This window comes from Micromonospora sp. LHW51205, assembly GCF_003315815.1.
Classification (GTDB): domain Bacteria; phylum Actinomycetota; class Actinomycetes; order Mycobacteriales; family Micromonosporaceae; genus Micromonospora; species Micromonospora chalcea.
On sequence record NZ_QMEZ01000013.1, the window covers coordinates 24,702 to 50,571 of the forward strand.

1 protein-coding gene (running past one end of the window) is annotated in these 25,870 nt (G+C 74.9%); it reads left to right on the top strand.

The features are described 5' to 3' along the window. Positions 1 to 10 precede the first annotated feature (10 nt). Positions 11 to 25,870, top strand: partial view of a type I polyketide synthase gene (locus DQE82_RS29575; protein WP_113974792.1) — the 5' portion only. The gene runs 3,960 nt beyond the window's last position; only the first 25,860 of its 29,820 coding nucleotides appear in the window; the start codon lies at positions 11 to 13; its stop codon lies off the right edge, out of view.

Consider the following 25,870-nt stretch of genomic DNA (forward strand, 5'->3'; position numbering starts at 1 on the left):
GGAGCTCATGATGTCTACGTCCGCAGACAAGGTCGTCGAGGCGCTTCGCGCGTCGCTCAAGGAGACGGGCCGCCTCCGTCAGCTCAACCAGCAGCTGACCGCCGCCGCCAGGGAGCCGATCGCCATCGTCGCGATGTCCTGCCGCTATCCGGGTGGCGTCGCCAGCCCCGAGCAGCTCTGGGACCTGGTGGCCTCCGGCGGCGACGCGATCGGCGGCTTCCCGACGGACCGGGGCTGGGACCTGGACAACCTGTACGACCCGGACGCCGACCGGGCCGGCCGCTCCACCACCCGCGAGGGCGGCTTCCTCTACGACGCGGCCGACTTCGACGCGGAGTTCTTCGGCATCTCGCCGCGCGAGGCCGTGGCGATGGACCCCCAGCAGCGGCTGCTGCTGGAGACGTCGTGGGAGGCGTTCGAACACGCCGGCGTCGCGCCCGCCTCGATGCGGGGGCAGAAGGTCGGCGTCTTCGTCGGCACCGCCGCCAACGGCTACGGCATGGGCCCGCAGAGCGAGGCCGAGGGCGCCGACGAGGGCTACCTGCTGACCGGTACGGCCACCAGCGTCGTCTCCGGGCGGATCGCGTACGCCCTCGGCCTGGAGGGCCCCGCGGTCACCGTGGACACCGCCTGCTCGTCGTCGCTGGTCGCCCTGCACCTGGCGTGCCAGGCGCTGCGGCAGGGCGACTTCGACCTGGCCCTGGCCGGCGGCGTGTGCGTCATGGCCACCCCTGGGCCGTTCGTGGGCTTCTCCCGGCAGCGGGGGCTCGCCCCGGACGGCCGGTGCAAGTCGTTCGCCGCCGCCGCCGACGGCACCGGCTGGTCGGAGGGCGTCGGCATCCTGCTGGTGGAGCGGCTGTCGGACGCGCAGCGCAAGGGGCACCCGATCCTCGCCGTGATCCGCGGCAGTGCCGTCAACCAGGACGGCGCGTCCAACGGTCTCACCGCCCCCAACGGGCCGGCCCAGCAGCGGGTGATCCGGCAGGCCCTGGCGAACGCGCGGCTGACCACGGCCGACGTGGACGCCGTCGAGGCGCACGGCACCGGCACCGTCCTCGGTGACCCGATCGAGGCGCAGGCCCTGCTGGCCACGTACGGCCAGGGCCGCCCCGCCGACCGGCCGCTGCTGCTCGGCTCGATCAAGTCGAACATCGGCCACAGCCAGTCGGCCGCCGGCGTGGCCGGTGTGATCAAGATGGTGATGGCGATGCGGCACGGGCTCGTGCCGTCCACCCTGCACGTCGACGAGCCGACGCCGAAGGTGGACTGGTCGGCCGGCGAGGTGTCGCTGGTGACCGAGGCGACGCCGTGGCCCGCGACCGACCGTCCCCGCCGGGCGGCCGTGTCGTCGTTCGGGATCTCCGGCACGAACGCGCACACCATCATCGAGGAACCGCCCGCCCCGGACGCCGCCGACCCCGCCGACACCGGGCCGGCCCCCACCGTCGCCCTGCCGGCGGTGCCCGTGCTGCTCTCCGCCCGCTCCGAGGCAGCGCTCAGCGCGCAGGCGGGTCGCTGGGCCCGGTGGCTGGAGGACGACGAGGCCCTCCGCACCGTGGACGTCGGCTGGTCGTCGGTCGTGTCGCGCTCCGCGCTGGAGCACCGGGCCGTGGTCTCCGCGACCGGCCGTGAGGAGCTGCTGGCCGGGCTGCGTGCCCTGGCCGCCGGGCAGCCGTCCGGCGCGCTGGTCGCCGGGCAGGCCGCCGACCGGGGTCCGCTCGCGGTGCTCTTCTCCGGTCAGGGCGCGCAGCGTGCCGGCATGGGCCGGGAGTTGTACGCGGAGTTCCCGGTCTTCGCCGCCGCGCTGGACGAGGTGTGCGCACAGCTCGACGCGCTGTTGCCGCGCCCGCTCAAGGAGGTGCTGTTCGCACCCGAGGGTTCCGCCGAGGCGGAGCTGCTGGACCGGACGGTGTTCACGCAGGCGGGTCTGTTCGCGGTCGAGGTGGCGTTGTTCCGCCTGGTGGAGTCGTTCGGCGTCGCCCCCGACCTGGTCGGCGGTCACTCGATCGGCGAGGTCACGGCCGCGCATGTGGCGGGGGTGTTGTCGCTGGCGGATGCGTGTGTGTTGGTGGCGGCGCGGGGCCGGTTGATGCAGGCGTTGCCGGCCGGTGGTGGGATGTTGGCCGTCGCGGCGGCCGAGGCCGATGTGCTGGCGACGCTGGACGGCTTGACCGGTGTGGGGGTCGCGGCTGTCAACGGGCCGACGTCGGTGGTGGTCTCCGGTGCGGTGGAGGCGCTCGACGAGGTGGAGCGGGTCTGGCGTGGGCGGGGTGTGCGTACGCGCCGGTTGTCGGTGAGTCATGCGTTCCACAGCCCGTTGATGGAGCCGATGCTGGACGAGTTCCGGGTGGTCCTGGAGGGGTTGACGTTCGAGGCGCCGGCGTTGCCGGTCGTGTCGAACGTGACCGGTGCGCCGGCTGACGTCGACGAGATCCGTAGTCCCGACTACTGGGTGCGGCACGTGCGGGAGGCTGTGCGTTTCGCCGACGGGGTCGCCGCGCTGCGCGCCGCCGGGGTGGACACGTTCCTGGAGATCGGCCCGCGCAGCGTCCTGACCGCGATGGTCGGCGACATCCTGCCCGCCGACGACGGGGTGCTGGCCGTCGCCGCGCAGCGCGCCGACCGCGCCGAGGCGCGGGCCCTGCTCGCCGGCCTCTCCGAGCTGCACGTCAACGGGGTACCCGTCGACTGGGCGGCCCTCTACGCCGGCGCCGGAGCGACCCCGGTCGCCCTGCCCACGTACGCGTTCCAGCGGCAGCGCTACTGGCCCGAGCAGATGCCGGCCTCGGCCACCGGCCCGGTCAGCCCGGACGTGGTGGACGTCGAGTTCTGGTCGGCCGTCGAGCGCTCCGACGTGGCGGCCCTCGCCGCGCAGTTCGGCACCGACGGGGCGGGCGTCCTGGCCCCGGCCCTGCCGGTCCTGTCGTCCTGGCGCAAGGCGCGGCTGCGGGACGCCGTCGTCGACAGCTGGTCGTACCGGGTGGTGTGGAAGCGGACCACCGTCCCCGCACCGCTCACCCCGCCGGGACGCTGGCTGCTCGTGGAGCCCGCCGACGACGCCGCCACGACCGAGTGGGCCGGGGCGCTCGCGGGGGCGCTGAGCGCCGCCGGCGGTGAGGTGTCCCGGCTGGCGGTGGACCCGCTCGCCGAGCGCGACCAGGTGACGTCGCGGCTGGCCGGCGCCGTCAGGGACACCCCGTTCACCGGGATCGTCTCCCTGCTGGGCCTGCTGGAGCGACCCCACCCCGGCCAGCCGGCGGTGCCGCTCGGCACGGCCGCCACGCTGACGCTGGTGCAGGCCCTGCACGCCGCCGACGTCGCGGCACCACTGTGGATGCTCACGCGGGGCGCTGTCGGCACCGGCGACACCGACCCGGTGCGCAGCGTCGCCCAGGGCGGGCTGTGGGGCCTGGCCCGGGTCGCCGGGCTGGAACACCCGCAGCTCTGGGGCGGCCTGGTCGACCTGCCGGACGCGCCCGGGCGCGGCGACTGGGACCACGCGGTGGGCGTCCTGACCGGGGGCGGCCACGAGGACCAGGTTGCCGTGCGGCCCTCCGGCGTCTTCGTGCGGCGCCTGGTGCGCGCCACGCCGGCGGCCGTCGGCACCGTCGACCGCTGGCAGCCGTCCGGCACCGTCCTCGTCACCGGCGGCACCGGGGCGCTCGGCGCGCACGTGGCCCGCTGGGCGGCGGCCAACGGCGCCGAGCACCTCGTGCTGACCAGCCGCCGCGGCGAGCACGCCCCCGGGGCGGCCGAGCTGCGCGACGAACTGACCGCGCTCGGCGCCCGGGTGAGCCTGGTCGCCGCCGACATGGCCGACCGCGCCCGCGTCGAGGCGCTGCTGCGCGACGTCGACGCCGACCCGGCGCCCCTGACCGCGGTGGTGCACGCCGCCGGGGTGGGCCAGCTGAACATGCTCGTCGACACCGACCTCGCCGGCCTGGCCGGGGTGCTCGACGGCAAGATCGCCGGCGCCGTGCACCTGGACGAGCTGCTGGGCGACCGACCGCTCGACGCGTTCGTGCTGTTCTCCTCGATCGCCGGCATCTGGGGCAGCGGCGGCCAGGCCGCGTACGCCGCCGGCAACGCCTTCCTCGACGCCCTCGCCGAGCGGCGCCGCGCCCGCGGCCTGACCGCCACCGCCGTGGCGTGGGGCCCCTGGGCCGACGGCGGCATGGCCAGTGGCGAGGGGCAGGAACTGCTGGCCCGCCGTGGCCTCAGCCCCATGTCGCCGGCCCAGGCCGTGTACGCGCTGCGCAGCGCCGTCGGCCGGGCCGGGCCGGCGGTGACCGTGGCGGACGTCGACTGGTCCCTGTTCACCCCGGCGTTCGCCGCCGCCCGCGCCCGCCCCCTGCTCGACGACATCGCCGAGGCGCGCGACTCCCTGCGCGTGGTCGACGCGGAACCGGAGGGCACCGTCGGCGGCGGGCTGCGGCAGCACCTGCTGACGCTGCCCCGCGCCGAGCAGGACCGCCACCTGACCGAGCTCGTACGCACGCACACCGCCGCCGTGCTCGGCCACTCCGGCACCGAACTGGTCAAGGCCAACCGGGCGTTCAAGGAACTCGGCTTCGACTCGCTGACCGCCGTCGAGCTGCGCAACCGGCTCGGCGCCGCCACCGGCCTCACCCTGCCCACCACCCTGGTCTTCGACTACCCGAACCCGGCCGCCCTCGCCGACCACCTGTCGGCGACGCTGCGCCTGCACGAGGTCGAGACCGTCACCGCCTGGGGCCCCGCCGGGCCGGTCGACGACGACCCGATCGTCATCGTCGGCATGAGCTGCCGCTACCCGGGCGGCGTGGCCAACCCGGACGACCTGTGGGAGCTGGTCGCCACCGGGCGTGACGGCATCAGCGGCTTCCCCGACGACCGCCACTGGGACATGGGCCGGCTGCTGGCCGTCGACGCCGACGGGCAACCCGTCTCACACACCCGCGAGGGCGGCTTCGTCGACGGCGCCACCACATTCGACCCGGGCTTCTTCGGCATCTCGCCGCGCGAGGCCGTCGCCATGGACCCGCAGCAGCGGCTGCTGCTGGAGGCGTCCTGGGAGGCCATGGAGCAGGCCGGCATCGACCCGGAGGAGCTGCGCGGCAGCCGTACCGGCGTCTTCGTGGGCGCCTCCCCGTCGGGCTACGGCACCACCGACACCCCGGCCGAGCTGGCCGGCTACCAGCTCACCGGCGGCGCGCACAGCGTCATCTCGGGCCGGGTGTCGTACACCTTCGGGCTGGAGGGCCCGGCGGTGACGGTCGACACCGCCTGCTCGTCCTCGCTGGTGGCTGTGCACCTGGCCGCCCAGGCGCTGCGCGGCGGCGAATGCGACATGGCGCTGGCAGGCGGCGTCACCGTCATGGTGACGCCCGGCGCCTTCGTCGAGTTCTCCCGCCAGGGCGGCCTCGCCCCGGACGGGCGTTGCAAGTCCTTCGCCGCCGACGCCGACGGCACCGGCTGGTCGGAGGGCGTCGGCGTGCTGCTCGTCCAGCGCCTCTCCGACGCCCGGCGGCAGGGCCGCCAGGTGCTCGCCGTGCTCGCCGGCAGCGCCGTCAACCAGGACGGCGCGTCCAACGGTCTCACCGCACCCAACGGGCCGGCCCAGCAGCGGGTGATCCGGCAGGCCCTCGCGAACGCGCGGCTGACCACGGCCGACGTGGACGCCGTCGAGGCGCACGGCACCGGCACCGTCCTCGGTGACCCGATCGAGGCGCAGGCCCTGCTGGCCACGTACGGCCAGGGCCGCCCCGCCGACCGGCCGCTGCTGCTCGGCTCGATCAAGTCGAACATCGGCCACAGCCAGGCCGCCGCCGGCGTCGCCGGCATGATCAAAATGGTGCAGGCGATGCGGTACGGCCTGCTCCCACGGACCCTGCACCTCGACGAGCCGACCCCTCACGTGGACTGGTCCGCCGGCGCGGTCTCCCTGCTCACCGAGGCGCGCCCCTGGCCGGCGGTGGACCGGCCTCGCCGGGCCGCCGTGTCGTCGTTCGGCATCAGCGGTACGAACGTGCACCTGATCCTGGAGCAGCCGCCCACGCCGACCGACGCGGACGAGCCGGCCGACGGCGACGAGCCGGTCACCGGTGACGAGCCGTCCCGGGTGCCGGCGGTGCTGCCGCTGCTGCTGTCGGCCCGCGACGCGGCCGGGCTGTCGGCGCAGGCCGGCCGCTGGGCGCAGTGGCTCGGCGGCACCGGGGCCCCGCGCCCGCTCGACGTGGCGTGGTCGTCGGTGGCGTCGCGTTCCGTACTGGAGCACCGGGCCGTCGTGTGCGGGGCGAGCCGGGACGAACTGCTGGCGGGCCTCGAAGCCGTGTCGGCGGGCGAGGTCTCGGCCGGCGTGCTCACCGGCCCGGGCGGCCAGCGCGGCCAGTTGGCGCTGCTGTTCTCGGGTCAGGGTGCGCAGCGCGCCGGGATGGGTCGGGAGTTGTCCGCCCTGTTCCCGGTGTTCGCCGCCGCGTTGGACGAGGTGTGCAGTCACCTGGATCCGTTGTTGCCGCGTCCGCTCAAGGAGGTGCTGTTCGCTGAGGCGGGTAGTGCTGAGGCGGAGTTGCTGGATCAGACGGTGTTCACGCAGGCGGGGTTGTTCGCGGTCGAGGTGGCGTTGTTCCGCCTGGTGGAGTCGTTCGGGATTGTTCCCGACATGCTGGCTGGTCACTCGATCGGCGAGGTGACGGCGGCGCATGTCGCGGGCGTGTTGTCCCTGGCGGACGCGTGTCAGTTGGTGGCGGCGCGGGGTCGGTTGATGCAGGCGCTGCCGGCCGGTGGCGGGATGCTGGCGGTGGCCGCCGACGAGGCTGCGGTGGTGGAGTCTCTCGCGGGGCTGACCGGCAGGGTTGGTATCGCGGCGGTTAACGGGCCTGCCGCTGTGGTGGTATCGGGTGCCGTCGAGGCCCTGGACGAGGTGGAGCGGGTCTGGCGGGAGCGGGGCGTGCGCACTCGCCGGCTGACGGTGAGCCATGCGTTCCACAGTCCGTTGATGGAGCCGATGCTGGCCGATTTCCGCGCGGTCCTGCACGGCCTCACCTTTGCCACGCCGCTGCTGCCGGTGGTGTCGAACGTGACCGGGGCCCTGGCCGGCGACGAGATCCGCACGGCCGACTATTGGGTGCGGCATGTGCGCGAGGCGGTGCGCTACGCCGACGGGATCACCGCTCTGCGGGCTGCCGGGGTGGACACGTTCCTGGAGATCGGTCCGCAGAGCGTCCTGACCGCCATGAACGCCGACGTGCTGCCCGACGACGACGCCGTGCTGGCGGTGGCTGTGCAGCGCCGGGACCGTCCGGAGGCGCAGGCGTTGCTGCACGCCCTGGCCGAGTTGCACGTGCACGGGATGCCGGTGACCTGGGCACAGTGGTTCGCCGAGACCGGCGCGCGGCGGGTCGACCTGCCCACGTACGCCTTCCAGCGGGAGCGGTACTGGCTGCCGCCCACCGGCCAGTCCGCCGACGTCTCCGGGGCCGGCCTCGGCGTGGCGCGGCACCCGCTGCTCGGCGCGGCGGTGTCGGTCGCCGGCGAGGACATGGTGGTGCTGACCGGCCGGCTGTCGGTGTCGACGCACCCGTGGCTCGCCGACCACATCGTCTCCGGCGCCGTGGTGGTGCCGGGCACCGCGCTGGTGGACCTCGTCGTCCGCGCGGGCGACGAGGTCGGCGCGTCCCGCGTCCGCGAGCTGACCGTCCTCGCCCCGCTCGTGCTGCCCGCCACCGGCGGCGGGGTACGGGTCCAGGTCCGGGTCGGTCCCGTCGATGGGACCGGCAGCCGCTCGGTGACCGTGCACTCCCAGCCCGAGGACGACTCCGAGTCGGGCTGGACCCGGCACGCCGACGGCCTCGTCGGCGTCCCCACTGCCGACGAGCCCACCCCGGGCGCCTGGCCGCCACCCGGCGCGTCCGAGGTGGACGTCACCGGCTGGTACGCGACGGTCGCCGAGCACGGGCTCGCGTACGGGCCGGTCTTCCGGGGCCTGCGCCGGGCGTGGACCGCCGACGGCGAGGTGTTCGCCGAGGTCGCCCTCCCCGACGAGGTCACCGGTGACCCGGCGGGCTTCGGGGTGCACCCGGCGTTGCTGGACGCCGCCCTGCACCCCGTCGGGCTGCTGCCCGCCGACCAGTCGGGCGGCGGTCCCCGGGTGCCGTTCGCGTTCGAGGGTGTGCAGGTCCACGCCGTCGGCGCCCGGACGCTCCGGGTCCGCCTCACCGCCTCCGGCAACTCGGTGCGGCTGGTCGCCGCCGACGAGACGGGCGTGCCCGTGGTGTCGGTGGACTCGCTGGCACTGCGCGAGATGACCGGCCTGGCGGCCGCGCCGGACGAGGCGTACCGATCCCTGTTCGAGGTCTCCTGGCAGCCCGAGCAGATCGCCGCGCCCGACGGCGCGTACGGCTGGGCCGTGCTCGGTGACCGCCCGCTCGACGGCGCGCCGCAGCTCCCGGCGTACGCCGACGTCGCCGCTCTGACCACGGCGGCGACGGACGGCACCGCCCCGGCGGCGCTGCTGCTACCCGTCACCCCGGCGACCTCCGGGACGGACGTGCCCGACGCGGTGCGCTCCGCCACGACGGACGTCCTCGGCGTGGTGCAGGCGTGGCTGGCGGCCGAGCCGCTGGCGGACTCGCGGCTGGTCGTCGTGACCCGCGGCGCCGTGACCACCGGCGCCGACGACCGCGTCAGCGACCTGGCGGGGGCGGCGGTCTGGGGCCTGCTGCGCTCGGCCCAGTCGGAGCACCCCGGCCGGCTCGTGCTGGCCGACCTGGAACCCGGCGCCGACCTGGACGCCGACCTGCTGGCCCTGCTCGCCGCCGCCGACGACCCCGACCTCGGCGGGCAGGTCGCGGTGCGTTCGGGTACGGCGTACCTGCCGCGGCTGGTCCGCGCCACGGGCGCCGCGCGGACCCCGGCGACCCTCGGCGGGGGAACCGTTCTCGTCACCGGCGGCACCGGATCGCTGGGCGCCCTGGTGTCCGAACACCTCGTCACCGCCTACGGCGTGCGTTCGCTGGTGCTGGCGTCCCGGCAGGGCCCGGCGGCTCCCGGAGCCGACGAGCTGGTGCGGCGGCTGACCGCGCTGGGCGCGACCGCCCGCGTGGTCGCCACGGACGTGACCGACCGTGAGCGCGTCGGCGAGCTGGTCCGGTCCATCACCGCCGACGACCGCCTGGCCGGGGTGGTCCACACCGCCGGCGTCCTCGACGACGGCATCGTCAGCGGGATCACCGCCGACCGGCTGGCGGACGTGCTGGCCCCGAAGGTCACGGCGGGCTGGTGGCTGCACGAGGCGACTGCCGAGCTGGACCTCGACCTGTTCGTGCTCTTCTCCTCCGTCGCCGGGGTGCTCGGCTCTCCCGGCCAGGCCGCGTACGCGGCCGGCAACGCCTTCCTGGACGCCCTCGCCGTGCTGCGGGCGCAGCGCGGGCTGCCCGCCGTCAGCCTCGCGTGGGGCATGTGGGACACCGACGGCATGGCCGCGTCGATCAACGACACCGACCGGGCGCGGGTGACCCGGGCCGGTCTGGTCCCGATGACCGCCCCGGTCGGGCTCGGGATGTGGGACGCCGCCCTGACCCACGGCGGCGCGGCGCTGGTGCCGGCCGTTGTCGACCTGCCCGCCATGCGGGCACGGACCGCCGCCGGCCGGGTGCCGGTGATGCTGCGGGGCCTGGTGGGACCGGCCGCGAAGCGTCGCCGCTCCGGCACCGGCGCGTGGGCCGACCGGCTGGCCGGCCTCGACCCGCAGGAGGCGCGTACGCAGGTGGCCCTGCTGGTGCGCGGGATGATCGCGCAGGTGCTCGGCCACGGCGGCGCCGAGGCGGTGCCGGCGGACCGGGCGTTCCGGGAACTGGGCTTCGACTCGCTGACCGCCGTCGAGCTGCGCAACCGGATCAACAGCGCGAGCGGACTGCGGCTCACGTCGACGCTCGTCTTCGACTACCCGACCCCCGCTGCCCTGTCGGAGCACCTGTACGAGCAGCTGTCCGGCCAGGTCGCCGAGCAGCAGCGGGCCGTGCGGGCGACAAACGTCGACGAGCCGATCGCCATCGTGGGCATGGCCTGCCGCTACCCGGGCGGCGTGACGAACCCGCAGCAGCTGTGGGACCTGGTCGCCGCCGGCGCCGACGGTATCGGCGAGTTCCCCACCGACCGGGGCTGGGACCTCGACCGGCTCTTCCACCCCGACCCGGACAACCCCGGGACGTCGTACACCCGCCACGGTGGCTTCCTGTACGGGGCCGCCGAGTTCGACCCGGACTTCTTCGGCATCTCGCCGCGCGAGGCGATCGCCATGGACCCGCAGCAGCGACTGCTGCTGGAGGCGTCCTGGGAGACGTTCGAGTCGGCCGGCCTCGACCCGTCGCGGCTACGTGGCAGCCGGACCGGCGTCTTCGCCGGGCTCATGTACCACGACTACGCCTCCGGCGTGCAGGACCTGCCCGAGGGCGTGGGCGGCTACCTCGGCACCGGCACCTCCGGCAGCGTGCTGTCCGGCCGGGTCGCGTACACGTTCGGCCTGGAAGGCCCGGCGGTCACTGTCGACACGGCGTGCTCGTCGTCGCTGGTGGCGTTGCACCTCGCGGTGCAGGCACTGCGCGGCGGCGAGTGCGATCTCGCGCTGGCCGGTGGCGTGACGGTGATGGCGACGCCCGGCACGTTCATCGAGTTCTCCCGCCAGCGGGGCCTGTCGCAGGACGGTCGCTGCAAGTCGTTCGCGGCGTCGGCGGACGGCACGGGCTGGTCAGAGGGCGTCGGCGTGCTGCTGGTGCAACGACTCTCCGACGCGCAGCGGGAGGGCCGGCGGATCCTGGCGGTGGTACGGGGCAGCGCCGTGAACCAGGACGGCGCGTCGAACGGGCTGACTGCCCCCAACGGCCCGTCGCAGCAGCGGGTCATCCGGCAGGCCCTGGCGAACGCCCGGCTCACCACCGCCGACGTGGACGCCGTCGAGGCGCACGGCACCGGCACGACCCTGGGTGACCCGATCGAGGCGCAGGCCCTGCTGGCGACGTACGGGCAGGACCGGCCCGCCGACCGGCCGCTGTGGCTGGGCTCGATCAAGTCGAACATCGGCCACACCCAGGCCGCCGCCGGGGCGGCCGGCATCATCAAGATGATCATGGCGATGCGGCACGGGGTGCTGCCGTCGACGCTGCACGTCGACGAGCCGTCCCCGCACATCGAGTGGAGCGCCGGGGCGGTCTCCCTGCTCACCGAGGCCCGCGACTGGCCCGCGGCGGGCCGGCCCCGTCGCGCCGCGATCTCGTCGTTCGGCGTCAGCGGCACCAACGCGCACGTGATCATCGAGCAGCCCCCCGCCGAAGCGGAGCCCACCCGGGGCGAGCACGCGCCGACGCCCGCCGCCGGGTCGCTGCCGACGCCCGTGCTGCTCTCGGCCCGCTCCGAGGCCGCCGTCGCGGCGCAGGCCGACCGCTGGGCCCGCTGGATCGCCGACGACGAGAAACTGCGCCCCGCCGACGTCGGCTGGTCGTCGACAGTCAGCCGGGCCGTGCTGGAGCACCGTGCGGTGGTCACCGCGACGGGCCGGGACGAACTGCTGGCCGGGCTGCGGGCGCTCGCTGCCGGTGAGCCGGCCGCCGCCGTGGCAACGGGGACCGGCACGACGCGTACGCAGCTGGCCGTGCTCTTCTCCGGCCAGGGTGCGCAGCGTGCGGGGATGGGCCGGGAGTTGTCCGCCCTGTTCCCCGTGTTCGCGACCGCGTTGGACGAGGTGTGTGGACACCTCGATCCGTTGTTGCCGCGTCCGTTGCGGGAGGTGCTGTTCGCCGAGGCGGGCACCGCCGAGGCGGGGTTGCTGGATCAGACGGTGTTCACGCAGGCCGGGTTGTTCGCGGTCGAGGTGGCGTTGTTCCGCCTGGTGGAGTCGTTCGGGGTCGTGCCCGACGTGGTGGCTGGTCACTCGATCGGTGAGGTGACCGCGGCGTATGTGGCCGGGGTGTTGTCCCTGGCCGACGCGTGCGTCCTCGTGGCCGCGCGGGGTCGGTTGATGCAGGCGTTGCCCACGGGCGGCGGCATGCTGGCCGTGGCCGCCGACGAGGCTGCGGTGGCGGAGTCTCTCGCCGGGATGACCGGCCGCCTCGGTATCGCGGCCGTCAACGGGCCTGCCGCCGTCGTCGTCTCCGGTGCCGTCGAGGCCCTGGACGAGGTGGAGCGGGTCTGGCGCGACCGGGGCGTGCGGACCCGCCGGCTCACCGTCAGCCACGCGTTCCACAGCCCGCTGATGGAGCCGATGCTCGACGAGTTCCGCGCCGTCCTGGCGGGGCTGGCGTTCCGGGCGCCGCTGCTGCCGGTGGTGTCGAACCTGACCGGCGCGCTCGCCGACCCGCAGGAGATCACCCGCGCCGAGTACTGGGTGCGGCACGTGCGGGAGGCCGTCCGCTACGCCGACGGCATCGCCGCCCTGCGGGCCACCGGGGTCGACACCTTCCTGGAGATCGGCCCGCAGAGCGTCCTGACCGCTATGAACGCCGACCTGCTCGCCGATGACGCGCTGGCGGTGGCCGTCCAGCGTCGGGACCGGCCCGCCCCGCAGGCACTGCTGTACGCCCTCGCCGACCTGCACGTCCACGGTGTCCCGGTGACCTGGACGCAGTGGTTCACCGACGCCGGCGCCGCCCGGGTCGACCTGCCCACGTACGCCTTCCAGCACCAGCGGTACTGGCTCGGCGCGGGCCAGACGCGTACCGCCGACGTGTCCGGGGCGGGCCTCGGCGTCGCCGGGCACCCGCTGCTCGGCGCGGCGGTCTCTGTGGCCGGCGAGGACATGGTGGTGCTGACCGGCCGGCTCTCGACGTCGACGCACGCGTGGCTCGCGGACCACATCGTCTCCGGCGCCGTGGTGGTGCCGGGCACCGCGCTGGTGGAACTGGCGGTGCGGGCGGGTGACGAGGTGGGCGCGTCGCGGGTGCGGGAGCTGACCGTGGCCGCGCCGCTGGTGCTGCCGGAGTCCGGCGCGGTGCGGGTGCAGGTGCGCGTCGGCGCGGCCGACGAGACCGGCACCCGGGTCGTGGCGGTGCACTCGCAGTCCGAGGGTGATCCGGAGGCTGACTGGGTGCGGCATGCGGAGGGCGTGCTGGAGCCGGCGTCGGCCGACGAGCCGGGCGTGGGGGAGTGGCCGCCGGTCGGTGCGTCCGAGGTGGACGTGGCGGGCTGGTATCCGGTGCTTGCGGAGCGTGGCCTGTCGTACGGGCCGGTGTTCCGGGGGCTGCGCCGGGTGTGGACGGGCGGCGACGAGGTGTTCGCCGAGGTGGCGTTGCCGGATGAGGTGGCGACGGAGGCGGCGCGCTTCGGTGTGCACCCGGCGCTGCTGGATGCGGCGCTGCATCCGATCGGGCTGCTGGTGGGTGCGGAGGGTCCGGGTGGGCCGCGGGTGCCGTTCGCGTTCGAGGGTGTGCAGGTGTATGCCTCGGGCGCGCGGGTGCTGCGGGTCCGGCTGTCGCGTAAGGGCTCGGCGGTGCGTCTGGTCGCGTGCGACGAGTCGGGCGCGGCCGTGGTCTCGGTCGACTCCCTCGCCCTGCGCGAGCTGACCGGCGTGACCACGGCGGGCGCGGCAGCCCGCGCGATGTTCGAACTCACCTGGCAGGCCGAGGAGATCGCCGCCACCGGGGACCTCTCCGGGTGGGCGCTGGTCGGCTCGCCGGCAACCGCCGACCTGCCGGCGTACGGCGACGTCGAGGCGCTCGTCGCGGCGGTCGACGCCGGCCGGACGGTCGCACCGAGGGCGCTGCTGCTGCCGCTCGACGCGCCGGAGAGCGCCGTCCCCGACGCGGTACGCGCGGCGACCACGGCCGTGCTGGCGACCGTGCGGTCCTGGCTGGCGGCGGACGCGCTGGCGGAGTCGCGGCTGGTGGTGGTGACCCGGGGCGCGGTGTCGGTGGCGGCGGACGATCGGGTGTCCGACCTGGCAGGTGCGGCGGTGTGGGGTCTGCTGCGTTCGGCGCAGTCGGAGCACCCGGGCCGCATCGTGCTGGCGGACGTGGACGGCGACGTGGACGCCGGGCTGCTGGGTGTGCTGACCACGGTGGCCGACGAGCCGGTGGCGTTCGGTGGTCAGGTCGCGGTGCGTGCGGGTGAGGTGTTCGTGCCGCGTCTGGTGCGTGCGGTCGCCCCGGCGTCGGTGGAGACGCCGGTCGTGGGTGACGGTGCGGTGCTGGTGACCGGTGGTACGGGTGCGCTCGGGGCGTTGGTGGCGGAGCATCTGGTGTCGGCGCATGGTGTGCGGTCGCTGGTGCTGGTGTCGCGGCGTGGTCCGGAAGCCGCCGGTGCGGGCGAGCTGTCGGAGCGGCTGTCGGCGCTGGGTGCGTCGGTGCGGGTCGTTGCCTGTGACGTGACGGACCGGGACCAGGTGTTCGGTCTGGTGGCGGAGGTCGTTGCCGGGGGTCGGCTGGCGGGTGTGGTGCACACCGCTGGTGTGTTGGATGACGGGGTGATCGAGCGGGTCACCGAGGAGCGTCTGGCAAGGGTGTTGGCGCCGAAGGTGTCGGCGGGTTGGTTCCTGCATGAGGCGACGGCGGGTCTGGATCTGGATCTGTTCGTGGTGTTCTCGTCGGTTGCTGGTGTGTTGGGTTCGCCGGGTCAGTCGGCGTACGCGGCGGGTAACGCGTTCCTGGACGGGTTGGCGGTCCACCGGCGGCAGCTCGGGTTGCCTGCGGTGAGTCTGGCGTGGGGGATGTGGGACACGGCCGGCATGGCCGCCTCGATCGACGAGGCGGACCGGGCGCGGTCCGCGCGGGCGGGTCTGACACCGATGAGCGCCGAGATCGGGCTGGAACTCTTCGACGCCGCCCTGGTGGCGGAGCGGCCGGCGTTGGTGCCGGCTGTGATCGACGTACCGGCGATGCGCGCAGCGCTCGGCGCCGGCCCGGCGCCGGCCGTGCTGCGTACCCTGATCGGGTCGACGGCGGCCCGGCGACGGGCCGCGCGGAGCGGCGACTGGGCCAACCAGCTCGCGGGCCTGGCGCCCGACGAGGCACGCGCCCAGATCGACGTGCTGGTGCGCGGCCTGGTCGCGCAGGTGCTGGGGCACGGTGGTGCGGAGTCGGTGCCGGCGGACCGGGCGTTCCGGGAGCTGGGCTTCGACTCACTGACGGCGGTGGACCTGCGTAACCGGTTGAACGCGGCCACCGGGCTGCGGCTGGCCTCGACGCTGGTCTTCGACTACCCGACCCCGGCCGTGCTCGCCGACCACCTGCACGAGCAGGTCTCCGGGCAGATCACCGCCCGCCAGACGGCGGTGCTCACCGCCGGCACCGACGAGCCGATCGCGATCGTGGGCATGGCCTGCCGCTACCCCGGTGGCGTCGACAGTCCGGACCAGCTGTGGGCGTTGCTGGCCGGCGGCGGCGACGGGATCTCGGAGTTCCCCACCGATCGCGGCTGGGACCTGGAGAGCCTGTTCGACCCGGACCCGGAGCACAGCGGCACGTCGTACACGCGCCATGGTGGTTTCCTGTACGGGGCGGCGGAGTTCGACCCGGGCTTCTTCGGTATCTCGCCGCGCGAGGCCCTGGCGATGGATCCGCAGCAGCGGTTGCTGCTGGAGGCGTCGTGGGAGTCGTTCGAGTCGGCGGGGCTTGATCCGCAGCGGTTGCGGGGCAGCCGGACGGGTGTGTTCGCCGGTGTCATGTACCACGACTACGCCTCCCGCCTGATGGACCTGCCGCCGGACGCCGAGGGCTTCGTCGGCACGGGCACGTCGGGCAGCGTGCTGTCCGGTCGGGTCGCCTACACCTTCGGGCTGGAGGGGCCGGCGGTCACCGTCGACACGGCGTGCTCGTCGTCGCTGGTGGCGCTGCACCTCGCCGCGCAGGCGCTGCGTTCCGGCGAGTGCGATCTGGCGTTGGCCGGTGGTGTGACGGTGATGGCGACGCCGGGCACGTTCATCGAGTTCTCCCGGCAGCGCGGCCTGTCGGCCGACGGCCGCTGCAAGTCGTTCGCGGCGTCCGCCGACGGCACCGGCTGGTCCGAGGGCGTCGGCGTGCTGCTGGTGCAGCGGCTCTCCGACGCCCAGCGCGAGGGCCGGAAGATCTACGCCGTGGTGCGGGGCACGGCCGTGAACCAGGACGGTGCGTCGAACGGGCTGACGGCGCCGAACGGTCCGTCGCAGCAGCGGGTGATCCGGCAGGCGTTGGCGAACGCGCGGCTCACTGCGGCCGACGTGGACGCCGTGGAGGCGCACGGTACGGGTACGACGCTGGGTGACCCGATCGAGGCGCAGGCCGTCCTGGCCACGTACGGGCAGGACCGGCAGGGGCGGGAGCCGTTGTGGCTCGGCTCGGTCAAGTCGAACATCGGGCACACGCAGGCCGCCGCCGGTGTGGCTGGTGTGATCAAGATGGTCATGGCGATGCGCCACGGCGTCGTCCCGCCGACCCTGCACGTGGATGAGCCGTCCCCACACATCGACTGGACGGCCGGGGCGGTGGCCCTCGCGACCGAGCCCACCCCGTGGCCGGCCGTGGACCGGCCGCGTCGGGCGGCGGTGTCGTCGTTCGGGATCTCCGGCACGAACGCGCATGTGATCATCGAGCAGCCGCCTGCCGAGGTGGTTGAGGGGGAGGTCGTCGCCCGCGACGTGCCGCCGGTCGTGCCGGTGCTGCTGTCGGCCCGCGACGCCGCCGCGCTGTCGGCGCAGGCAGGCCGGTGGGCGCGCTGGCTGACCGTCGACGAGGCCCCGCGTCCGCTGGACGTGGCCTGGTCCTCCGTCACCACCCGGCCCGCGCTGGAACACCGGGCGGTCGTCACCGCCGCCGACCGGGACGACCTGGTCGCGGCGTTGACCGCCCTCGCCGACGGCGACCCCACCGGTACGGTCGTCTCCGGCGCCACCGGCCAGCGTGGCCAGCTCGCGCTGCTCTTCTCCGGCCAGGGCGCGCAGCGCGCCGGGATGGGCCGGGAGCTGTCGGCCGGGTTCCCGGTGTTCGCCGCCGCGCTGGACGAGGTGTGTGCGCACCTCGATCCGCTGCTGCCGCGTCCGCTCAAGGACGTGCTGTTCGCGTCGGAGGGTTCCGCTGAGGCGGGGTTGCTGGATCAGACGGTGTTCACGCAGGCCGGGTTGTTCGCGGTCGAGGTGGCGCTGTTCCGTCTGGTGGAGTCGTTCGGGATCGTGCCGGACATGCTGGCTGGTCACTCGATCGGTGAGGTGACGGCGGCGCATGTCGCGGGCGTGTTGTCCCTGGCCGACGCGTGTCAGCTCGTCGCCGCGCGGGGTCGGTTGATGCAGGCGCTGCCCACGGGCGGCGGCATGCTGGCCGTGGCCGCCGATGAGGCTGCGGTGGTCGAGTCGATCGTCGGGATGACCGGCCGCCTCGGTATCGCGGCCGTCAACGGGCCTGCCGCCGTCGTCGTCTCGGGTGCCGTCGAGGCCCTGGACGAGGTGGAGCGGGTCTGGCGGGAGCGGGGCGTGCGCACTCGCCGGCTGACGGTGAGCCACGCGTTCCACAGCCCGCTGATGGAGCCGATGCTGGCCGATTTCCACGCGGTCCTGCACGGCCTCACCTTTGCCACGCCGCTGCTGCCGGTCGTGTCGAACGTGACCGGGGCCCTGGCCGACGCAGGCGAGATCTGCACGCCGGAGTATTGGGTGCGGCATGTGCGCGAGGCGGTGCGCTTCGCCGATGGGATCGCCGCTGTGCGGGCTGCCGGTGTGGACACGTTCCTGGAGGTCGGCCCGCAGAGCGTCCTGACCGCGATGACCGCCGACCTGCTGCCCGACGACGACGGTGTGCTGGCCGTCGCGGTGCAGCGCCGGGACCGTCCGGAGGCGCACGCGCTGCTGCACGCCCTGGCCGAGCTGCACGTACACGGGATGCCGGTGACCTGGACGCAGTGGTTCGCCGACACCGGCGCGCGCCGCGTCGACCTGCCCACGTACGCCTTCCAGCACCAGCGCTACTGGCCCACCGCCGGCCGGGCGCGTACGGGCGACGTGTCCGGGGCCGGACTCGGCCGCACCGGGCACCCGCTGCTCGGCGCGACAGTGGACCTGGCCGGCGACGACGAGATGGTGCTGACCGGCCGGCTCTCCCTGACCACGCACCCGTGGCTGGCCGACCACACGGTCTCCGGGCTGACGCTCGTACCCGGCACGGCCCTGGTCGAGCTGGCCGTACGGGCCGGCGACGAGGTGGGCCTCTCCCGGCTGCGGGAGCTGACCATGGCCGCCCCGCTGATGCTCCCCGAATCCGGCGGCGTACGCATTCAGGTGCGGGTGTCCACGTCGGAGTCGCCGCAACGTCCCGTCGCCGTCTACTCCCGCCCCGACGACGATCCCGAGGCGGGCTGGACCCGGCACGCGGAGGGTGTGCTGGAGGCGTCCACCGCCGACGAGCCCGACACGATCACCTGGCCCCCCGCCCCGACGTCGGAGGTGGACCTCGCGGGGTGGTACGCGACGCTGGCGGAGCACGGCCTGGCGTACGGGCCGGTCTTCCAGGGACTCCAGCGCGCCTGGGTCGGCCGCGACGAACTGTTCGCCGAGGTGGCCCTGCCGGAGGCCGCCGCCACGGAGAGCGCCGGATTCGGCGTGCACCCGGCGCTGCTGGACGCCGCCCTGCACCCGATCGGGCTGCTGCTCGGTGGCGAGGAATCGAGCGGACCACGGGTGCCGTTCGCCTTCGAGGGCGTGCAGGTCCACGCCGCAGGCGCGGGGACGCTGCGGGTGCGGCTGACCCGCGACGGCTCCGGGCTGCGGCTGGCCGCGTACGACGAGGTGGGCGCGCCGGTCGTGTCGATGGACTCCCTCGTCCTGCGAGAGCTGACCGGCGCGGCCGCGCCGGGCGTGGCCTCGCGGTCGCTGTTCGAGCTGCGGTGGCCGGCCGTGCAGACCGCACCCGCCGGGGAGCTTTCCGGATGGGCGCTGGTGACCGGCGGCCTGGAGCTGCCGGCACCGGTAGGAATGCCCACGTACGCCGACGTGGCGACGGTCACGGGGAAGGAGTCCGTCCCCCGGACGCTGCTGCTGCCGGTGTTCCCCGCGCCCGGCGCGGCGACGCCGGAGTCGGTCCGGGCAGTGACCTCGGACGTGCTGGCGACGGTGCAGTCCTGGCTCGCGGCGGACGCCCTGGCGGACTCGCGGCTCGTGGTCGTGACCCGGGGTGCGGTGTCGATCGGCGACGGCGACCGGGTGACCGACCTGGCGAGCGCGGCGGTGTGGGGTCTGCTGCGTTCGGCGCAGTCGGAGCACCCGGGCCGCATGGTCCTCGCGGACGTCGACGGCGACCTGGACGCCGCGCTGGTTGCCCTGCTGGACGGCGTCCTGCGGGAACCGGCCATGACCGGCGGCCAGCTCGCCGTCCGCGAGGGCGCGGTGTACTCGCCGCGCCTGGTCCGGGCCGGCATCACGGCCGCGCAGACGCCCAGCCTGGGTGACGGCGCGGTGCTGGTGACCGGCGGTACGGGTGCGCTCGGGGCGCTGGTCGCGGAGCACCTGGTGTCGGTGCACGGCGTGCGGTCGCTGGTGCTCGTGTCGCGGCGCGGTCCGGAAGCCGCCGGTGCGGGCGAGATGTCGGAGCGGCTGTCCGCGCTGGGCGCGTCCGTGCGGATCGCCGCCTGTGACGTGACCGACCGGGACCAGGTCGGCGCTTTGGTTGCCGAGGTCACCGCCGAGGGTCGGCTGGCGGGTGTCGTGCACACCGCCGGCGTCCTGGACGACGGTGTCGTGGAGGGGCTGACGGCGGCGCGGCTGGCCGGGGTGTTGGCGCCGAAGGTGTCGGCGGGTTGGTTCCTGCACGAGGCGACGGCGGGTCTGGATCTGGATCTGTTCGTGGTGTTCTCGTCGGTGGCGGGTGTGCTCGGCTCGCCCGGTCAGTCGGCGTACGCGGCGGGCAACGCCTTCCTCGACGGGCTTGCGGTCCACCGGCGGCAGCTCGGGTTGCCGGCCGTCAGTCTCGCGTGGGGAATGTGGGACACCGCCGGCATGGCCGCCTCGATCGACGAGGCGGACCGGGCGCGGTCCGCGCGGGCGGGTCTGACGCCGATGAGCGCCGAGGTCGGGCTGGAACTCTTCGACGCCGCCCTGCGTGCCGACCGTCCGGCCCTCGTACCGGCCGTGATCGACGTGCCCGCGCTGCGGGCGGCGACCTCCGGCGGCCCCGTGCCGGCCGTGCTGCGCACCCTGATCGGCGTGACCGGCACCCGCCGCCAGGCGGGGCAGGGCGGTGGCGGCTGGGCCGACCGGCTCGCCGGGCTCACCGAGGACGAGGGCCGCGCCCAGGTCGACGTGCTGGTACGGGGTCTGGTCGCGCAGGTGTTGGGGCACGGTGGTGCGGAGTCGGTGCCGGCGGACCGGGCGTTCCGGGAGCTGGGCTTCGACTCGCTGACGGCGGTGGACCTGCGTAACCGGTTGAACGCGGCCACCGGGCTGCGGCTGGCCTCGACGCTGGTGTTCGACTATCCGACCCCGGCCGTGCTCGCCGACCACCTGTGGTCGGAGCTGGCCGGCGTCAGCGCGTCGGCCAGCGCACAGGTCGCCGGCACGGTCGTCGGCGCCGACGAGCCGATCGCGATCGTGGGCATGGCCTGCCGTTACCCGGGCGGGGTGGAATCCCCCGACGAACTGTGGGAGTTGCTGGCCGGCGGCGGTGAGGGGATCGGGGAGTTCCCGGCGGATCGCGGTTGGGATCTGGAGTCGTTGTTCGATCCGGATCCGGGGCGTAGCGGTACGTCGTATACGCGGCGTGGTGGTTTCCTGTACGGCGCGGCAGAGTTCGACCCCGGTTTCTTCGGTATCTCGCCGCGTGAGGCGCTCGCGATGGATCCGCAGCAGCGGTTGCTGCTGGAGGCGTCGTGGGAGTCGTTCGAGTCGGCGGGGCTTGATCCGCAGCGGTTGCGGGGCAGCCGGACGGGTGTGTTCGCCGGTGTCATGTACCACGACTACGCCTCCCGGCTCATGGACCTGCCGACCGAGGTGGAGGGCTACGTCGGGACCGGCACCTCCGGCAGCGTGCTGTCCGGTCGGGTCGCCTACACCTTCGGGCTCGAGGGCCCGGCCGTCACCGTCGACACCGCTTGTTCTTCCAGCCTCGTCGCGCTGCACCTCGCCGCGCAGGCGCTGCGTTCCGGCGAGTGTGACCTGGCGTTGGCCGGTGGTGTGACGGTGATGGCGACGCCGGGGACGTTCATCGAGTTCTCCCGGCAGCGCGGCCTGTCGGCCGACGGCCGCTGCAAGTCGTTCGCGGCGTCCGCCGACGGCACCGGCTGGTCCGAGGGCGTCGGCGTGCTGCTCGTGGAGCGGCTGTCGGACGCGCGGCGCAACGGGCACCGCGTGCTGGCGGTGGTGCGGGGCACGGCCGTGAACCAGGACGGTGCGTCGAACGGGCTGACCGCGCCGAACGGTCCGTCGCAGCAGCGGGTGATCCGGCAGGCCCTCGCGAACGCGCGGCTCACCACCGCCGAGGTGGATGTGGTGGAGGCGCACGGTACGGGTACGACGCTGGGTGACCCGATCGAGGCGCAGGCTCTGCTGGCGACGTACGGGCAGGAGCGTCCGCAGGATCGGCCGCTGCTGCTCGGGTCGGTGAAGTCGAACATCGGGCACACGCAGGCCGCCGCCGGTGTGGCTGGTGTGATCAAGATGGTCATGGCGATGCGGCACGGTCTGGTGCCGGCGACGTTGCATGTGGACGAGGCATCGCCGCATGTCGACTGGTCGGCGGGGGCGGTGGCCCTGGCCACCGAGCCCACCCCGTGGCCGGCGGTGGACCGGCCGCGTCGGGCGGCGGTGTCGTCGTTCGGGATCTCCGGCACGAACGCGCACGTGATCATCGAGCAGCCGCCCGCCGAGACGATCGAGGGTGAGGTCGTCGCCCGCGACGTGCCGCCGGTCGTGCCGGTGCTGCTCTCCGCGCGCTCCGACGCGGCCCTGGCCGGCCAAGCGGGCCGGTGGGCGCGCTGGCTCGCCGCCGACGAGGCCCCGCGTCCGCTGGACGTGGCCTGGTCCTCCGTCACCACCCGGCCCGCGCTGGAACAGCGCGCCGTCGCCGTGGTTTCCGACGGCAACGACCTGCTCACCGCGCTTCGAGCCCTCGACGCGGGCGCGCCGTCGGGGGCTGTCGTGACCGGTTCTGCCGCCGGGCGCGGCCAGCTGGCGCTGCTGTTCTCGGGTCAGGGTGCGCAGCGTGCGGGGATGGGGCGGGAGTTGTACGCCGGGTTCCCGGTGTTCGCCGCCGCGCTGGACGAGGTGTGTGCGCACCTCGATCCGTTGTTGCCGCGTCCGTTGCGGGAGGTGCTGTTCGCGTCGGAGGGTTCCGCTGAGGCGGGGTTGCTGGATCAGACGGTGTTCACGCAGGCCGGGTTGTTCGCGGTCGAGGTGGCGCTGTTCCGTCTGGTGGAGTCGTTCGGGATTGTGCCGGACATGCTGGCTGGTCACTCGATCGGTGAGGTGACGGCGGCGCATGTCGCGGGCGTGTTGTCCCTGGCCGACGCGTGTCAGCTCGTCGCCGCGCGGGGTCGATTGATGCAGGCGCTGCCCACGGGCGGCGGCATGCTGGCCGTGGCCGCCGACGAGGCCGCAGTGGTCGAGTCGATCGCCGGGCTCGCCGACCGGGTGGGCGTCGCTGCGGTCAACGGACCCACCGCAGTGGTGGTGTCCGGTGCCGTCGAGGCCCTCGACGAGGTGGAGCGGCACTGGCGCGACCGGGGCGTGCGCACTCGCCGGCTGACGGTGAGCCACGCGTTCCACAGTCCGTTGATGGAGCCGATGCTTGACGATTTCCGCGCGGTCCTGCACGGCCTCACGTTTGCTGCGCCGTTGTTGCCGGTGGTGTCGAACGTGACGGGTGCCCTGGCCGACGCAGGCGAGATCCGCACGGCCGACTACTGGGTGCGGCACGTGCGCGAGGCGGTGCGCTACGCCGACGGGATCGCCGCTCTGCGGGCTGCCGGGGTGGACACCTTCCTGGAAATCGGGCCGCAGAGCGTCCTGACCGCCATGAACGCCGACGTGCTGCCCGACGACGACGGTGTGCTGGCGGTGGCTGTGCAGCGCCGGGACCGCCCGGAGGCGCACGCGCTGCTGCACGCCCTGGCGGAGCTGCACGTACACGGGATGCCGGTGACCTGGACGCAGTGGTTCGCCGACACCGGCGCACGGCGGGTCGACCTGCCCACGTACGCCTTCCAGCACCAGCGCTACTGGCCCGAGGGCACGGCCGAGAAGCGGGCCGCCCCGGACGGCGGCGACGTCGAGTTCTGGACCGCCGTCGAGCGTGGCGACCTGGCCGCCCTCGCCGCCGAACTCGGCGACGACCCCGACGCCCTGGACACGCTCGGCCCGGCCCTGCCGGTCCTCTCGCGCTGGCGTCGTCACCGGTCCCGGGACACCGCGCTGGACGGGTGGTCGTACCGGATCGGGTGGGAGCCGGTCCGGCCGAACCCGAAGACCAGGCTGTCCGGGCGGTGGCTGATCGTCACCGTCGACAGCGGCGCCGACGCGGGCGTGGCGAAGACCCTCACCCAGGCCGGCGCCCGGGTGGACACGCTCACCGTGTCGTCCACCCTCGACCGCGCCGACCTGGGCGAGCGGCTGCGCCGGATCAGCGGGGACGGCTGGGCCGGGGTGCTCTGCGTCCTGCCCCGCCAGGACCGGCCCCCGGCGCACACGCCGGCGTTGCCCGCTGGCACGGCCGCCCTGCTCACCCTCGTCCGGGCGCTCACCGACACCGGCCTGGCCGGACGGGTGTGGGCGCTCAGTCGGACCGCGATGCCCGTCACGGCCGGCGAACGGGTCGACGACGTCTGGGCGGCCCTGGCCTGGGGCCTGGGCCGGGTCGTCGCCCTCGAACAGCCGGACCGCTGGGGCGGCCTGGTCGACCTGCCCGCCCGCGCCGACCGCGGCGCCCGCGCCGGGCTCGTCGCGGTCCTCGCCGACGGCACCCTGGACCAGGTGGCCGTCCGGCGCAGCGGCATCTTCGGCCGGCGGCTGGTGCCGGCCGTGCCGCCGGTGGGTGTGGGTTGGCGGCCTGCCGGGACGGTGCTGGTGACCGGTGGTACAGGAGCGTTGGGTCGGCACGTGGCCCGCTGGTTGCTGGCGAACGGGGCCGGTGAGGTGGTCCTCGCCTCGCGGCGGGGTCCGGGGGCGCCGGGTGCGGCGGAGCTGGTGGCCGAGTTGGGTGCGGTGCGGGTCGTGGCGTGCGACGTCACCGACCGGGCCGCCGTCGACGCCCTCGTGGCGGACCTGCCGGAGCTGACCGCCGTCGTGCACACCGCCGGGACGTCCGGCGGCACCACCCCGGCGTACGAGGTGACCGACGGCGAGCTGTCGGACACCCTGGCCGGCAAGGTACTCGGCGCCCTGCACCTCGACGCCGCCTGCCGGGGTCGCGACCTCGACGCGTTCGTGGTCTTCTCCTCGGTCGCCGGTGTCTGGGGCGGCGGCGGGCAGGCCGGCTACGCGGCCGGCAACGCCCTGCTCGACACCCTCGTCGCAGCCCGCCGGGCGAAGGGCCTGCCCGCCACCGCGCTGGCGTACGGCCCGTGGGCGGAGGACGGCATGGCCGCCGGGGAGACCGCCGACGGCCTGCGCCGCCGCGGGTTCAGCCCGCTCGCGCCCGACGCCGCCGTCGCGGCGCTCGGCCGCTGGGTGAACGCCCCCGAGGCGGCCCCGGTGATCGTGGACGTCGACTGGTCCCGGTTCGTCACGGCGTTCACCGCCGCACGGCCGAGCCACCTCTTCGACCGGGTCGCCCCCGCCGTCGCCGAAGAGCCGCAGCGGCCGGAGAGCGCCGCCGCCACCGACGGGCTGCGCAACCGGCTCGCCACGCTGCCGGCGACCGGCCAGGAGGCGCTGCTGGTCGACCTCGTCCGCGCGGAGGCGGCGGCCGTGCTCGGCCACCCCACCACCGACCAGGTGCCCGCCGGCCGGGCGTTCCGGGAACTGGGCTTCGACTCCCTCGCCGCCGTGCAACTGCGGGACCGGCTGGGCCGGGTCACCGGCCTGACCCTGCCGTCGACAGTCGTCTTCGACCACCCGTCCGCGGCGGAACTGGCCCGCTTCCTGCGTACCGAAATCGTCGTCGGCGCGGACGGCGGCCCGGTCACCGGCGGCGTGGCCTCTACCCGGCCGGCGGCCGACGAGCCGATCGCGATCGTCTCCATGGCCTGCCGCTTCCCGGGCGGCGTGTCGTCGCCGCAGGAGCTGTGGCGCCTGCTGGCCGAGGGGGTGGACGCGGTCACGCCGATGCCGGCCGACCGGGGCTGGGACCTCGACGGCCTGTTCGACAGCGACCCGGAGCGGGTCGGCACCAGCTACACCCGCAGCGGCGGCTTCCTGCACGACGTCGTCGGCTTCGACGCCGCGTTCTTCGGGATCAACCCGCGCGAGGCCCTCGCCATGGACCCGCAGCAGCGGCTGCTGCTGCACACCACCTGGGAGGTCTTCGAACGCGCCGGCATCGACCCGCACCGGGTACGCGGCTCCGCCACCGGCGTCTTCATGGGCACCAACGGGCAGGACTACGCCACGCTGCTGCTGGGCGCCCGCTCGCAGGTGGAGGGCTACCAGGCGACCGGCAACGGCGCGTCGGTGGTCTCGGGTCGCCTGGCGTACTCGTTCGGGCTGCACGGCCCGGCGGTCACCGTCGACACGGCCTGCTCGTCGTCGCTGGTGGCGCTGCACCTGGCCGCGCAGGCGCTGCGCAGCGGCGAGTGCGACCTCGCCCTCGCCGGCGGCGTGACGGTGATGTCGACCCCGGGCGCGTTCCTGGAGTTCTCCCGGCAGCGCGGCCTCGCGGCCGACGGGCGGGTCAAGGCGTTCGCCGAGGCCGCCGACGGCACGGGCTGGGGCGAGGGCGTCGGCGTCCTGCTGCTCCAGCGGCTCTCCGACGCCCAGCGCGACGGCAACCGGATCCTCGCCGTCGTACGGGGCAGC